General features: G+C 41.4%; 12 protein-coding genes and 1 riboswitch. Of the genes, 4 read left to right on the top strand and 8 right to left on the bottom strand.

What is annotated here, in order from left to right; all coding sequences use genetic code 11:
- Positions 1–81: 81 nt before the first annotated feature.
- Both ACUXV2_RS10665 and ACUXV2_RS10670 read left to right on the top strand, forming a co-directional pair.
- Positions 82–1,995 carry a DUF294 nucleotidyltransferase-like domain-containing protein gene (locus ACUXV2_RS10665; protein ID WP_446243196.1) on the top strand — a complete coding sequence of 638 codons (1,914 nt, stop codon included), beginning with the start codon at positions 82–84 and terminating at the stop codon, positions 1,993–1,995.
- Positions 1,995–2,735 carry a 3'-5' exonuclease gene (locus ACUXV2_RS10670; RefSeq protein WP_446243197.1) on the top strand — a complete coding sequence of 247 codons (741 nt, stop codon included), beginning with the start codon at positions 1,995–1,997 and terminating at the stop codon, positions 2,733–2,735. The genes ACUXV2_RS10665 and ACUXV2_RS10670 overlap by 1 nt, the downstream gene beginning before the upstream one ends.
- Positions 2,736–2,823: 88 nt before the next feature.
- On the opposite strand, the gene ACUXV2_RS10675 is transcribed toward ACUXV2_RS10670, so the two are convergent.
- The 7 genes from ACUXV2_RS10675 to ACUXV2_RS10705 all read right to left on the bottom strand — a co-directional run bounded on the left by ACUXV2_RS10675 (position 2,824) and on the right by ACUXV2_RS10705 (position 11,826).
- Positions 2,824–4,086 carry a glutamate-5-semialdehyde dehydrogenase gene (locus tag ACUXV2_RS10675; RefSeq protein ID WP_446243198.1) on the bottom strand — a complete coding sequence of 421 codons (1,263 nt, stop codon included), beginning with the start codon at positions 4,084–4,086 and terminating at the stop codon, positions 2,824–2,826.
- 212 nt (positions 4,087–4,298) lie between these two features.
- Positions 4,299–5,414 carry a glutamate 5-kinase gene (gene proB / locus ACUXV2_RS10680; RefSeq protein ID WP_446243199.1) on the bottom strand — a complete coding sequence of 372 codons (1,116 nt, stop codon included), beginning with the start codon at positions 5,412–5,414 and terminating at the stop codon, positions 4,299–4,301.
- A gap of 130 nt (positions 5,415–5,544) precedes the next feature.
- Positions 5,545–6,390, bottom strand: coding sequence for a pyrroline-5-carboxylate reductase (gene proC, locus ACUXV2_RS10685; RefSeq protein WP_446243200.1), 846 nt, complete (start codon positions 6,388–6,390; stop codon positions 5,545–5,547).
- 606 nt (positions 6,391–6,996) lie between these two features.
- Positions 6,997–7,950, bottom strand: coding sequence for an LCP family protein (locus tag ACUXV2_RS10690; protein WP_446243201.1), 954 nt, complete (start codon positions 7,948–7,950; stop codon positions 6,997–6,999).
- Between the two features lie 445 nt (positions 7,951–8,395).
- Positions 8,396–9,868 carry a heme ABC transporter ATP-binding protein gene (locus tag ACUXV2_RS10695; RefSeq protein WP_446243202.1) on the bottom strand — a complete coding sequence of 491 codons (1,473 nt, stop codon included), beginning with the start codon at positions 9,866–9,868 and terminating at the stop codon, positions 8,396–8,398.
- Position 9,869: 1 nt separating this feature from the next.
- Positions 9,870–10,922: a FecCD family ABC transporter permease gene (locus ACUXV2_RS10700; protein ID WP_446243203.1), complete on the bottom strand. Its 1,053-nt coding sequence runs from the start codon at positions 10,920–10,922 to the stop codon at positions 9,870–9,872.
- On the bottom strand, positions 10,885–11,826 hold the full coding sequence (locus ACUXV2_RS10705; RefSeq protein ID WP_446243204.1) for an ABC transporter substrate-binding protein: 942 nt from the start codon (positions 11,824–11,826) through the stop codon (positions 10,885–10,887). Before ACUXV2_RS10705 ends, ACUXV2_RS10700 begins: the two co-directional genes overlap by 38 nt.
- A gap of 238 nt (positions 11,827–12,064) precedes the next feature.
- Positions 12,065–12,262, bottom strand: a riboswitch (cobalamin riboswitch).
- Positions 12,263–12,447: 185 nt separating this feature from the next.
- Between ACUXV2_RS10705 and msrA the strand changes: the two genes are divergently transcribed.
- Positions 12,448–12,966, top strand: coding sequence for a peptide-methionine (S)-S-oxide reductase MsrA (gene msrA, locus ACUXV2_RS10710; RefSeq protein ID WP_446247047.1), 519 nt, complete (start codon positions 12,448–12,450; stop codon positions 12,964–12,966).
- 60 nt (positions 12,967–13,026) lie between these two features.
- The gene (locus tag ACUXV2_RS10715; RefSeq protein WP_446243205.1) at positions 13,027–13,173 is read left to right on the top strand and encodes a hypothetical protein; all 147 of its coding nucleotides are present in this window, start codon (positions 13,027–13,029) and stop codon (positions 13,171–13,173) included.
- A gap of 270 nt (positions 13,174–13,443) precedes the next feature.
- On the opposite strand, the gene ACUXV2_RS10720 is transcribed toward ACUXV2_RS10715, so the two are convergent.
- Entirely contained in the window at positions 13,444–14,295 is an 852-nt protein-coding gene (locus ACUXV2_RS10720) for a CvfB family protein (RefSeq protein ID WP_446247048.1), read from the bottom strand.
- Positions 14,296–14,539: the final 244 nt, after the last annotated feature.

The following is a 14,539-nucleotide window of genomic DNA, read 5'->3' on the forward strand; positions in this document are numbered from 1 at the left end:
ATCGGCCTGTTTTATCCTTTTCCAAATAGGGAATTCTATGTTAGAGTACTATGGAACTGGTAAAAAAGGGAGGGAATCGTTATGGAACAACATGAACTTTTAAAAATAGTAAAGAACGTCTATCCTTTTGATGTTCTCACAGAAGACCAATTACATTACATACTATCGGGCTCAACATATACTACTTTTAAAAAAGGGGAATTCCTTTTCCATGAAGATGAGACCATAGAAGAGCTTGACATATATTTCCTTGTATCCGGCCTCGCTAAGAATGTCCTTCACCGGACAAACGGAAAACAATATTCTTTAAGATTTTACTACCCGGGTGACTTGATCGGTATCATGATCATGCTCACAAGCGGGGAAATGACTTTTTCGGTACAAGCAATGGAAGATTGTAACGTGTTTCGCATCCAGAAGCAGCGCTTGCTTGATATCATGACAAAAAATAACGATTTTTCAAAAATAATTTTTGAAAGTATCGGAAATCGCATGAAGACCCTCTATGACGAAATCAAATCAAAATCATCAGATAACGAAGAAGAAAATATCTCGCTATTCCGTACCAAAGTACATAATTTGATGGATTTCCCCACTTTTATAGGTGAAGACGATACGATATTGCAAGCAGCACAGCTAATGAAAGAGAGAGATACATACGGGTTGGTCACAGTGGATTCGTACGGGAAAATGAAAGGAATTCTTACCCAGAGAGAGATTCTTTCCTATCTTACAGAGCCGACTGGATCTGAAAAAGTGAAGGACTGGATGAAACGGAATCCTTTCTGGATCAGGGATGAGTCATTCGCGTACGAAGCATTATCTTACTTCAAACACGAAGAAGTTGATTTTGTGCCTATCATCCGGAATGATTCTGTTGTAGGAGTGCTTACAAGTAGTTCGTTCCTGAATATACAGGACTCAAACTACCTCGATTTATCATATCGGATTCAAAAAGCAGTCAGTAAAGAAGAGTTGGTTCAATTGGCTACGGTCAAAAGTGAAACCTTTCAGCAATTCATCGGTGACCTTCTTCTCCAAGACAGCCCGGGATATGATGTATGTGAAGTCATCAGCAATTATAATGACCGCCTGCATCGGAAAATCATCCAATTAACAGAGAAAGAAATGCGGGAAGAAGGATTTGGACGTGCACCCGTCAACTATTGTTTCATTGTTATGGGAAGCCAGGGACGGAGTGAACAGGGATTTCATACCGATCAGGATAATGGAATCATATTGGATGACTACAGTCATTTATCCGATACGAAAAGAGTCGATTTGTATTTCCAATCTTTTACAGAAAAGTTAAATCAAAAGCTTGCGGCATGCGGGTTCCCTGAGTGTACAGGCGGAATCATGGCAAAAGAGCAGAAATGGAAGCGATCCTACACAGATTGGAAAAAAGCAATCGATGAATGGCTGCATGAAATGGATGCACAAGAAGTTCAGGATACTACGATGTTTTATGATTTTCGGCCGATCTATGGTGATTATTCCATCGCTGAAGAAATCCGTATCTATCTCGCTGAAAAATCAAAGCGTTCTCTCAACATGCAGCAGCTTTTACGAAAAGATGCATTGCGCTTCAAACTTCCTGTCGGTCCATTGGGGAGAGTCAATCTAAAGCCAAAGAACCACTTATTCAACATAAAGAAATCAGGCCTGTTGCAAATTGTCAATATGATCAGGATTCACTCTGTCAAATATGGTGTGAAAGAAGTAAATACCATAAAGAGGGTAAATGCATTGAAAAATATGCAGGCTTTCCACCCCAGGGATGCTGAGAATGTAAAGATGGCCATGCATATCCTTTTAAGTCTTCGAACTAAGCAAAACCTGAAAGAATTAAAAGAAGGGAAGCTTTTGAGCAATGACATTGACGTCCGTGAGTTATCCAAGGAAGAGCGGCAAAGATTGAAGGAAGCCATCCAGATTGCCAACCGACTGCAGCAAGTCATGGAAATCAGCTTTAATAGAAATAGGGTGGTTTGATGAATGACATAGGAATTAATGTAGGATATCGGATCCTGAAATATTATCTATGGCAGCAGTTTTTCTTCAGGGCTCAGGTGAACGGGGAAAAAACAAGGCCCTCATATTACAAAGTAGCTCATACCCTCAAAGAATTTGAAGCAGAAAAACCCACTTTTCAAGATAAGCACTTGTATAACTGTACATTTACCATTTTCGACTTGGAGACAACGGGTTTCTTTCCTGAAGTGGGAGATGAAATCATATCGATCGGGGCAGTGAAAGTTACAGAAGGAAAAATTCAGGAAAAAGATACATTTTACAAAGTCATCGATCCCCTTCAAACGGTCTCAAGAAAGACAAAAAAATTCACTGGGCTTAAGAGGAAGGATTTTAAGAATGGTGTTACACTGCCTGTAGGCATCAAGGATTTTTTAGAATTCAGTAAAGGAACGATTTTAGTTGCACACCCTGCAAGCTTCGATATAAATTTCCTCCAGAAGAGATTGCATAAATGGGAGCTTCCCACCTTTCAACCCGAGTATATTGATTCTTTCGCTCTCGCCAATGCACTTTTGGAAAGGAACGACTGCTACTTGGATGCAATGGTTAAAAAGTTTGGAATCACCGAAAGGACAAGGCATCATGCACTGAATGATGCCATCATGACGGCTGAAATATTCGAACACCTGCTCAAGATTTGTTATAAACAAGAGGTGCATACGATTCGAACATTGCATGAATTAATCACTGATAAGTAAAGGCAGCGGCAAGTCAATAACGGAGTTATTTGTAACACAAAAAGGACTTTCAGGGCATTTCCCCTGAAAGTCCTTTTATTTAATCAGCTTATCGGATTTGGCCGGTACCATGCATCATATATTTCACTGTTGTTAATGCAGGTAGTCCCATTGGTCCTCTCGCATGTAATTTCTGAGTTGAAATTCCAATTTCAGCACCGAATCCTAATGCTCCACCGTCCGTAAAGCGTGTTGATGCATTATGATAAAGAGCTGCTGCATCGACAAGCATCATGAATTTCTTCGCAGTTTCTTCATTTTCAGTCACAATGGCTTCAGAATGTTTGGTACCATATTGTTCGATATGATCCACTGCACCATCAAGTGATTCTACAACTTTTACTGCGATATCCAGGCTTAAATATTCGTTAGCCCAGTCTTCTTCACCTGCAAGCTTTGCATCTTTAATTGCTTCCACGACTTTTTGATCACCATGAATGGCAACATTAAATTCAGCAAGCTTAGAAGTAAATGCATCTTTGTGCTCCTTAAACCAGTCTTCATGGATGATGACTGTCTCTGCTGCATTACATACAGCAGGTCGATCGGTTTTAGCATTAATCAGGATGTTCAATGCTTTTTCAACATCTGCATCTTTATCGATATAGATATGACAATTTCCTACACCCGTTTCTAGAACAGGTACCGTTGCATTGTTTACCACTGCATTAATAAGGGCTCCACCGCCGCGTGGGATCAGAACATCGATGTATTCTTTCATTGTAAACAGTTCATTGGTAGCTTCACGATCAGTTGTATTAATGAATTGAACCGCTTCTTTTGGGATATCTGTTTGTTCTAATGCTTCGTGCATGACATCGACGATCGCTTTATTTGAAGTAATCGCATTTGAACCACCTTTTAACACAATGGCATTCCCTGATTTTAACGCTAATCCGGTAGCATCCACTGTTACATTCGGGCGGGCCTCATAAATCATGCCGATTACACCAAGAGGAACAGTTACTTTTTGTACTTGAAGTTTGTTTTCAAGAGTCCAGTCTGAAACGATTTTCCCTGTTGGGTCTTCCAGGTCAGCAACTTGTCTCAGACCATTTGCAAAGTCTTCCACACGTTCTTTTGTCAATGATAGACGATCCATGAACGCTTCTTCAAATCCTTTTTCTCTCCCTCTTTGGAGATCCTTTTCGTTTTCATCCAAGATCGTTTGATAATTTTCGTCCAGGTGATCTGCAAGTTTATGCAGTGCTTTGTTTTTTTGTTCAGTTGTTAATAAACTTAATGTTTTAGAAGCTTTTTTTGCCTTCATCGCTTGTTTTTTCACATCGGTTTTTTCAATTGTTAAAGTCATCAAATGCCTCCTGATTTATTTTGTAATGCCAATTGTATATTGGACATTCTTATTAATAACCATTGGTGATTTCCGTGCAAGTCTTCGCTTTCCGCGGGCGGGTGGGGAGCCTCCTCGGCTTGCGCCTCCGGGGTCTCCACTGTTCCGCATTCACGCAGGAACAATTATTATCCTTGTTTCAATCTTATTAAATCCCTGAATCAAAAAGCTTCTTACACCCCAACCGGAATTGGTACTTCGATGTGGCAGACCAGGTGGTCGATTTCTACTGCAATTTGGTCGTCTTTGATGTCTGATGGATTTTTTAGTTGGCCAGAACGGAAGTTGACCATTCCGAGTCCGATTTCTTCATTGCCACTGTCCAGGATTCTAACGACAGCACCTTTGTCGAATCGACCTTTTACAGTATAAATATCATTGATTGTCAGGCTTTCTTTCTGTTCAAGGATGCGTTCTTTCGCATCTGTATCTATTGTGATTTCACCTTCTGGACCTGAGTTGAATGCAATCCATTGCTTCTTGGAATCCAAATTCACTGCATCCTCTGCAGATTCAAAATACGTCCCTTTCGCAGTGTGCTGCACGGCATCATAAATGATATCGGTGTTTCCGGATTTTCCAAGGAATGCAGGGATGCCGGATGCCATCGTAATTTTAAATGCATCAATTTTAGAGCGCATGCCGCCGGTACCTACTGAACTTCCCGGTTCTCCAGCCATATCTTCAATATCATCGTTGATTTCTGTGACGCTTTCCAACAATTCTGCTTCTGGGTTCTTACGTGGATCTGAATCATATAGTCCGTCAATATCAGACAGAATGATCAATTGATCTGCATCCACTAAAGCAGCTACTTTCGCTGAAAGGGTATCGTTATCTCCGAATTTTAAACGGTCAACTGTTACCGTATCGTTTTCATTTACAATCGGGATAATTCCTCGTTCAAGCAGAACATTAATCGTGTTGCGTGCATTGTTGTAACGGTCTTCATCCGAAAAGTCACTACGAGTAATCAGAATTTGAGAAGCGACGTAACCATGCGATATAAACAGATCAGAGTATGCTTCAATTAATAACCCTTGACCAATTGCAGCTGCGGCTTGCTTCTCGGGCAAAGAGCTAGGACGTGTTAAGCAGCCCAGTTTACGGTACCCTGCAGCGACAGCTCCAGATGATACAAGTAGCACTTCATGACCGTCATCTTTCAGGCGTACAACTTCATCCACTAAACGTTCCAACTTCCTGCGGCTCATCTCTCCATGCAAGCTCGTCAAAGAACTGCTTCCAATCTTGATCACAATACGTTTCTGTTTATTATCTTGGGACATCCAATCACTCCTAGTAAAAAGGTCCGTCCCTCGTCCCTTCTTTTGTGATGAGGGACGGACTTGTATTTCTGTGTTTCACATTCTTAGTTATATGGTAATTATATTTAATAGAGGTTTTTTATACGTGTCATTAGTTCGTCACTAATTGTCGGGACTGTAATTCAGAGCTTATTTCTTTGGATCTTTTTTCTGCTCCTTTTACAGCTTCTGAGATAGCCTTCCCTCCGCCAAACTCTGCTAATGCATCAAGTCCGGCAGCAGTCGTGCCATTAGGGGATGTTACATTTTCTCTTAGTTGTGTTGGTGTTTCTTCACGTTCAAGCATCATTTTAGCTGCACCGAATATTGTCTGGGCACCTATCTTACGCGCAAGCTTGGGGTCTAAACCGGCTTCCGCACCAGTCTTTTCAATATGCTCCATAAGATAATAGAAATATGCTGGTCCGCTTCCGGCAATCCCAGTGAAAATATCCATTTGACTTTCATCAATTACATATACTTCACCTATGCTTGACAGCAATTCTTTGGCATTCTTCATATCTTCTTCTGACGTAAATCTGCCTGCACTTATAGCAGTAGCAGATTCTTTAAGCATACTGGACGTATTCGGCATTACCCTAATAACTGATTGACCTGCAGGGAGCTGTTCCTCCATATGGGAAGTAGTAATTCCTGCAAGAACTGACATGATGACAGTATCTTTATTTACAAGATGATTAATCGAGTCTAAAGCTTTATCTATATCTTTAGGCTTCATTGCAAGAATGAGTATATCGATTTCTTCAAAAGGAAGTTGATCCTTCAATAATGTGCGTACGCCATACTTCTCATTGATATCATGAAGTTTTTCTTTGTTGCTTCGATTAGAAACAATGATTTGATTCTTTGGGATTTTTCCGCTTTGTACCGTTCCAGAGATCATTGCTTCAGCCATATTACCTGCACCAAGAAAAGCGACTGTCTTATTTTTCAACAAACCTATCCACTCCGTTTCATTTATATAATAAGGTTGTTTTTCAGTTTTGTTTGTATGTTTAATATCATGTTTAGTTTTAAATGTTTATTTTGTCCTGTGCTTTGTTCACAACGTTTATAATCGTAACACGCTGGTAAATGATATCAAGGCGATATCCGGAAGTAGTAAGGAATAAGCCGAAAAAGAACGTGGAAGCGTTATCATTCCCTTTTCAGTGATTCAAATGCCTTCTGAGAGCTTTAAATCACTGATAATCCCGTATAATCAGAATTATTGGGTTTGCTTTCTTAGAATAAGCTGCTTTTTCAGGATTGTGTGGAAGGAAAATTGCCGTTTGGCTCGGTATTCTTTTAGTTTTGGCTGATAAACTTTGAGTTTGGCTCGGTAATCTTTTAGTTTTGGCTGAAATCCTTTAAGTCTGGACCGATAATCTTCGAGTTTGGGCCGGTTATCTTTCACTATCGGCCATTAATCTTTCGATTCCGCCGATAATTCCATCACTTGGAAAAACAAGGAAACAACAACAACACACACCCACCCCAATCCCCTCAAAAAAAAATGCACATCAGACGAAATCGTCCGATGTGCACTCTTATAAGTCTACTATTATTGTTCGGTCACCTCATCCGAGCTTTTTCCGTTAAGGAAATCTTTCAGCGCCTGGATGTTTTCTTCAAAATTCAATTCGATGACCGAACCGACTCCCTCGTAGCTTCCAAAGTCATATGAGCCTTCGACTGGGATCGTCAGCTTGTCGATTTCATCGCTATTACTTAAAAGAACATCCTTAACAAGCGAAACCTGATCCAGCTTTGACATGTTTGTTTGGATGTAAGGCTGTATGGAACCAGCTAGTTTAGGCAGCTTGGTGACACCGTCGATGGTGAGGACTTCTCCTTTTAGAGCTGTAATGACTTTTTGCTGTCTCTCAACCCGTCCAAAATCGCCTTCCGCATCGTGACGGAATCTCGCATAGCCTAATAATTCTTTCCCGTTTAATTTTTGTACTCCCGGCTCAAGGGAGACACCTATATTTTCAGACATTGCTTTTTCGACGTCCATCTCGATCCCTTCCGGAGCGAGAATATCAACCGATTGTTCAAAGCCTTTAAAATCGACCATCATGTAATACTGAATATCTATATCAAAGTTATGCTTGATCGTTTTCCGTAATAATTCCGGCCCGCCTAAGTAAAACGCGGTGTTCAACTTATAGTTCTGGTAACCAGGAATTTCTACATATATGTCCCTCATGAATGAAACCAGTTTGGTTTCATTTGTTTTGGGATCTACTTGGGCCAGCATCATGGTATCTGTCCGGGATTTCTCTTCCCCCCTGCTGTCTACGCCCAATAACAATACGTTGATCTTGCCATTTTCGTCTTTAACCCCGTTAAATTTATAGTCTTGCATATTCTGCTCGCCATCAGCCATCTGATATCCATTATAAAATTGAAAAGCTGAATAGCCCAGTAAAGATAAAATGATCAATAATAGCACTGCGATAATTTTTCTGCCACGTTTTTTCCTTCGTTTCTTGCGATCGAGTCTTGAATCCATTATTCCACCTACTTTGCAAAATGAAATGGCAGCAAGCTATTGAGAAATTCTACTCTACTATCCCTCTTAACTCAATACTCAGGTTATGGAGGGATAAACATGAATTTCCAGCATGTTATTATTTATAGTACCATAATTATTACTGGATATCTCATTAATTTAAGCTTTATAAGCAGGTGGCCACTTCCCAATGCCTCTGCCAGATTCCGCAAAGTCTCCGCATACTTCAGGTTCTCCCCTGATCGGCATCTTTAGCAGGAGTCTGCTGTATACGCTCATCTCAACAGCTAGTAACTGGTTAAATATAGTTTTATATTCTGTACCAATGCCATATGTTTTAAAGTCATTGAACGTACTACCCGTTTTTACTGAGGATTTAAACATAAGGATTCACTAAAAAAAGAAGCTGAGTCCGTAAACTCAGCAATCAATGACTTTCCAGCTTTTAAGATGGTTTCCGCATTCTGAGACGGTAAGATTCAATGGCTTTCTTTGTTGTCTCAAATACGCCCTTTCCGATCAGCCTTCCCAAGGGGGTGATGGATCCTGCGAAAGGATAAGATTTCCCTTGATTCGTTGATGCGACAAGGATACTGTCTGTCGGTGTACCTGTAGCGAGGGTACCCGTTCTGGGATCATACACTTCTTGTTCCTGCATCGCCCTTACTTTTGCTTCAGTAGAGGTTACAAGAGCTTCTATGAAGGCTTCATCAGAGAGCTTTCCATTGACAAAAACCCATGTATTGATTGTTCCCGGCCTCATCTCCCCTGGGAACAAATGAGTGGCTGTCACATCTACTGCATTACCCACTCCCGCCGTCACGACCACAAAGATGGAGTGCTCCTCCAAGGTGAACGCAGCATATTCCACATCTTCCAGGTTCACTGCCGTCATCATCCCGACTGTGAAAGATGGATCAAAACCTTTGTCTTTAAGGAAATTCATCATATCCCCACGATAATCGGTGCAGTCATATTGCGGAGTGACGTATCGGTTCACCACGTTTTTGTACCAGCCAAATCCTGAACCAATCACCCCTGATGACATGCACTTCATATGGATGGGTGACTGATAGGTGATCATATCAGAGGAAACAGTCAAGAACTCTTCACACGCTGGTGATGTCCCGGATTCCGCTTTCTCATCAGGCAGGATGACAATTTGCGGTTTAGCCACATAAGGATGCGCCTGCTTATGTACTTCGGTATTATAGACCTCTTGAATATGTTCTTCCTTTAATACTTCTTCAGGGTGATTGACCACTTTGGTCTTACCCTTCTGCAGCAGAAGGAGTCGGTCACAATAAAGGCTTGCAAGGTTTAAATCATGAAATATTGAGACGACTGTCAATTTACTCTCTTTTGTTTGTTTCTTTAATAATTCAAGCAAGCTTTTTTGGAAGGAAAGATCCAGATGGTTAGTCGGTTCATCCAACAGGATGACTTTCGGTTCCTGGGCAAGGGCCTGGGCAAGGAATACCCTTTGCTTTTCTCCCCCTGACAGTTCATCCAGCTTGCGGTGTTGAAGACCCTCTACACCTGTTTGAATCATGGCTTGATGTACGATTTTCTCATCATAGGGTGATATTGTTTTAAATATCCCTTTCTGATGTGGGTACCGCCCAAGCATGACCGTTTCTTTCACCGTGTAAGAAAAGGAGTGTGTGGAGTTCTGCGGCAGTACAGCTATCAATCTTGCCAACTCTTTAGAAGAGTATTCAGCCAGGGACTTCCCTTTCAGATTGACTTTGCCTGCTGTATGGTGAAGGATACCTGAGAGTGCCTTCAAGAGCGTGGTCTTCCCACTGCCGTTTGGTCCTAATATTCCGAAGAACTCACCTGTCTCTACATGAAAATCAATGTTCTCCACAATGGATGCTTCATCATATCCTACAGATAGTTGATGGACATGCAGCATGTTACTCCCCCCTTTTCTTTAGCAGGATATAGGCAAATATCGGTGCACCGATCAATGCTGTGATCACACCGATTGGTAATTCAGATGGACTTATCACCGTACGGGAAATCAAGTCTGCAACGACCAAAAATGCTCCTCCTGAAATGACTGAAAGCGGAAGTACATGCTGATGATCATACCCGATGATCCTTCTGATAAAGTGAGGGATTACCAGCCCTACAAACCCGATCGTACCAGATACTGCCACGGCCGCGCCGGTCAGCGTGCTCCCCGCAATAAGAACCATATATTTCCTCTTCTGCACCGAAATCCCTATATGGCGTGCCTGCTCTTCCCCGAAGCTCATGCCGTTCAATTCCTTGGAATTAAACATCAGGATCAAGGTCCCTGCAGCAAAAAAAGGCAAAACAATAAAAATATAATCCCAGCCCCTCATCGATACGCTTCCAAGGAGCCAGCCGATTATTTGCCTTAACTCCTCTCCCGATAGGGCAATCATAAGAGAAATGACCGAACCAAGGAAGGAGCTGAAAATGATCCCTGTCAGTATGATCGTTTCCACCTTCATCGTGCGGTCGACCTTTCTTGCAAACGTCAACACAAGGAATACAGTAAGCAATGAGCCAATGATGCTGATGACAGGCAATGTGAATAGCCCTAAAAACGGCAGGCTTATATTGAAAAATAAAGTGACAACTGCGCCGACCGATGCTCCTGAGGACATTCCCAGGGTATACGGGTCAGCAAGGGGATTCCTTAATAAACCTTGAAAGGAAGCCCCGGCAATTGCCAAGGAGCTCCCAACCAGTAAAGCTAATAAAACTCGCGGTAAACGAATGGAAAATACAATGTTTGAATGCATGGGATCGACAGTCTCCACTGAGCCGGTCCCAAACATTTCGGCACTGATGATTTTGAGGATATCAATGATGGGAACCTTTACAGTACCTATCGATATCCCAATCAGCAGCGATAGGATGAGAATACTAAATGCCAGCAGATAAATAATCCATATTCTATTCTGTAAATATCTCTGGATAAACAGACTTGGCAATTTCCTCTACTCCTTCTACCAATCTAGGACCAGTACGCGTCACAAGATCAGGGTTTACATCATAAACTTGTTTATTTTTGACTGCATTGATATCCTGCCAGCCTTCCCGGGTCATGACCTGTTCGCTATCACCATATGTGGTAATGATGACATCCGGATTTGCTGCAATGACCTCCTCTTGGTTGACGGCGATCCACCCTTCCTGTTCTTTCAGGGCATTTTCTGCATTGATTAATTCAAGCATTTCATTAATAAATGTATTGCTTCCAGTTGAATAGATGTCCGGTGCAGGAGCTACTTCTACATATACCTTTTTCTGCTGTTCGACTTTTTCAGCTTTTGATTTAAGTTCTTGAAGATCCTCTCTCATCGAAGATACCAGCTTTTCCGCTTCCTTTTGTTTGCCGGTCAGCTTTCCAATATTCTCTATGATCGTGTATACTTCATCTATTTTCTGTGTATCTTGGACGACGAATACGCTGATTCCTGAGTCCCGGAGTTGATTTAATCCCTCTTTCGCGCTTACTGCCGTAGACTCATGTGCCAATACGAGATCTGGATCGAGGCTGATGATTTTTTCAACATTGAATTCAATGCCTCCGATTTTCTCTTTATCAGCAGCTTCCTCGGGATAATTATCGAAATCTGTCACTCCAACGACTTTTTCACCAAGGCCCAGTTCAAATAGTATTTCCGTATTACTTGGAATTAACGTGATGATTCGTTCAGGTTTCGATTCGAGAGTGATTTCATCACCTAAAGCATCCTTCACTTTTATCGATTGATCAACCGATTCTTCTTCAGTACCTTCCCCTGCATTTTGGTTGTCAGGCTGGTTCCCACAAGCAGCTGTAAATAATACTGACAGCATGAAAATAATAAATAGACTACTAAGCTTTTTCATTTTCTCTCTCCCTCTCATTAGATGATTGAATCGCATTCAGAATGATCGGTGCATCTTTTCGCTTATCTTGAAAGATTATGGGAAAGACGTGCATCGATCAGACTCCTTCTTTCTTTTAAAAAATTGAAAAAAGAGCCAAATAAAAAAACATCCCCGAAAAGGCGATGCTGTGTAATATGCATATAGGACCAACAAAGTATGGGGACATGCATGTTACACCTTCCTATCCGCGTAGTACCAGTGTCAAAGATGTCAGGCAGGTCTCCTGGCTTATGGTCATTGCTGGCTGCACCTTCCCGTACATGTGTACAGTGGTTCATTGCAGTTTGCTCCCATTTACAGTGGCGGGACCGCGTTGGAGTTTCACCAACTTCCCTTTTAAGAAGCGCAGGAATATTTGAACATATCCCGCTTCACCCGATCATTCAACTATGTAATTTTCCGTTCACATGAATTATACAGGAGCTTTTATATCCGGTAAATATATTTTTGCACCAAAGTTACAGTTTTTTTGATTGTCAAACCGTCAGAGAAAATGATAAAATTTGTTCAATCTAAAATATCTTTACCACATTACAGCAGCAAATAGCTGCAGGAGGTTTGGTTGGAATGAAGAAAGAAATCGAACGTGCTACCTTTGCCGGAGGCTGTTTCTGGTGCATGGTAAAACCATTTGATGAATTACCCGGAATCATTGATGTCGTGTCTGGTTATTCAGGTGGACACGTTGAAAATCCCACATATAAAGAAATAAAAGAAGGACAAAGCGGACATTATGAAGCCGTTCAAATCACATTTGATCCTTCCGTCTTCCCCTATCGGGATCTATTGGACCTATACTGGCCACAAATCGACCCGACTGATGACGGCGGGCAATTCCATGACCGTGGGGATCAGTATCGCACCGCCATCTTTTATCATAATGAGGAACAAAGATATGCTGCAGAAGAAACCAAACAAAAAATTGCAGACAGCGGGCGATTCGCAAAACCGATCGTGACAAAGATCCTGCCGGCAGCACCTTTTTATCCTGCTGAAGAATATCACCAAAAGTTTTATAAAAAAAAGCCAGAAGAATATAAAGCTGATCGCAAAGTATCCGGCAGGGATGAATTCATCAGTAATCACTGGCAGTCATAGCCTACGCATGAAAGCCCCCCATTTCTCACAAACTAGATGTGAAGAAAGGGGGTTTTTTTGATGAAAAAGCAACAGCATGACAAGGAACAAGTAATCGGATTCGAAGGCCCTGGCAGGGCAGTCAACTTTTTCGATCCCTATCCTGATGAAGACAAAGTGAATTACAAAAATGCTGAGCAAGGTGAAGAAAAAAATGACAGAGAGTAAAGATGTCGAACCCAAGATGAATAGTATGATAACTTTTGTATAAGTTAAGAAGAAGGAACCGGGGAAATCCTCCACCAAGAAAAGCCAACAATCGCTAGATTTTCTCGGTTCTGAATTATTTTCATTACCACTGTATCCTCCACCTAATAGCAACTTCCCCTTTTCACTCCAACTTCTTATATTTCCATAGCTGAGCCTTTTTCAAAAAATAAACCATATTTGGATTCAAATAAAAAAGGAGGCGGAAAATTCCGCTCTCCTGCATACCTTCTATTTTTTCAAATAAGTCCATCCTTCTTCTTGGTAAACCTTGTTTTCTTTCATCAGTTTCCCAATCGCACGTTTAAAGGAAGCCTTGCTCATGTTGAAGCGTTCCTTTATTTCATCCGGCTGGCTCTTGTCCCAGAACGGGATCGCACCGTTACGCTGATGCAGGTAGGAAAGAATCACGTCGGCATCATCATGCATCTTATCTTGTTTCAATGGAAGGAAAGAAACATTTAAATTTCCGTCATCCTTTACATCGATGACCCTTCCTTCTACAAGCTCGCCAAGTCTTGGTTCTTGTTTCCGTTCATTCTCATGTACGAAGCAGCGGTATCCCTGCTCGGATAAAAAGAATGTACCTACTTTAAGAAGGCGGTAAACCCTGCCTTGGACTTTTGCATTCAGCATTTCTTTAGATGCTCTTCTTGATACTTGCTCAATGATATTTTCCGTCGCAAGCTTTCCATATAAACGGTCCTGTTTGTCCCGGTTCAATGACAGGAACAATTGGTCGCCCGGCTCTGGCCACAGGGAAAGAAACCTTGGAAGGTCATCTGCTGAGACAAGGATATCCTTAGGAAGTCCGATATTGACAAACACTCCTAAATCTTCTTTTTTATCCACTACTTCTGCCCATCCGTACACTCCTGCCTGCACCTTTGGAATACGCATGGTAGCCGTCAGCCTGACATCCTTATCATGATAGAGAAAGACTTTGACTGAATCGCCCTCTTGGATTTCATCAGTAATTTCTGAATGATGAAGCAATACCCGATCCTCCTCATCATTTGTTAAAAAGAAGCCGTATGGGACTTCATGGTCGACATATAATTCTTCTACCGTTCCCGGTTTCAATGAAGACATTATCAGATTCCTCCCAATCAAATGGTAATAGCATTTATCCGCTCATTACTCATCTTGTATATTGAACTAATATATCTTTTTTTCTTCTATATGTATAGTGTCTATTTTCTACAGAAAATAGTAAATGTATTTTGACAATAATAACTTCTGATGCAGGAATATTCATTTCCGTTTTCTTCTCAGAGAGACTGCCGCAGTTCCTGTAACCAGTTAGCTTTAACAGACCCTCCCTTCC

The sequence above is a fragment of the Rossellomorea sp. NS-SX7 genome (assembly GCF_052828565.1).

Bases quoted from the DNA above. Each gene is read 5' to 3' on its own strand.
- ACUXV2_RS10665 (WP_446243196.1), top strand. From the start codon at position 82: ATGGAACAACATGAACTTTTAAAAATAGTAAAGAACGTCTATCCTTTT.
- ACUXV2_RS10670 (WP_446243197.1), top strand. From the start codon at position 1,995: ATGAATGACATAGGAATTAATGTAGGATATCGGATCCTGAAATATTAT.
- ACUXV2_RS10675 (WP_446243198.1), bottom strand. From the start codon at position 4,086: ATGACTTTAACAATTGAAAAAACCGATGTGAAAAAACAAGCGATGAAG.
- proB (WP_446243199.1), bottom strand. From the start codon at position 5,414: ATGTCCCAAGATAATAAACAGAAACGTATTGTGATCAAGATTGGAAGC.
- ACUXV2_RS10690 (WP_446243201.1), bottom strand. From the start codon at position 7,950: ATGGATTCAAGACTCGATCGCAAGAAACGAAGGAAAAAACGTGGCAGA.
- ACUXV2_RS10695 (WP_446243202.1), bottom strand. From the start codon at position 9,868: ATGCTGCATGTCCATCAACTATCTGTAGGATATGATGAAGCATCCATT.
- ACUXV2_RS10705 (WP_446243204.1), bottom strand. From the start codon at position 11,826: ATGAAAAAGCTTAGTAGTCTATTTATTATTTTCATGCTGTCAGTATTA.
- ACUXV2_RS10715 (WP_446243205.1), top strand. From the start codon at position 13,027: ATGAAAAAGCAACAGCATGACAAGGAACAAGTAATCGGATTCGAAGGC.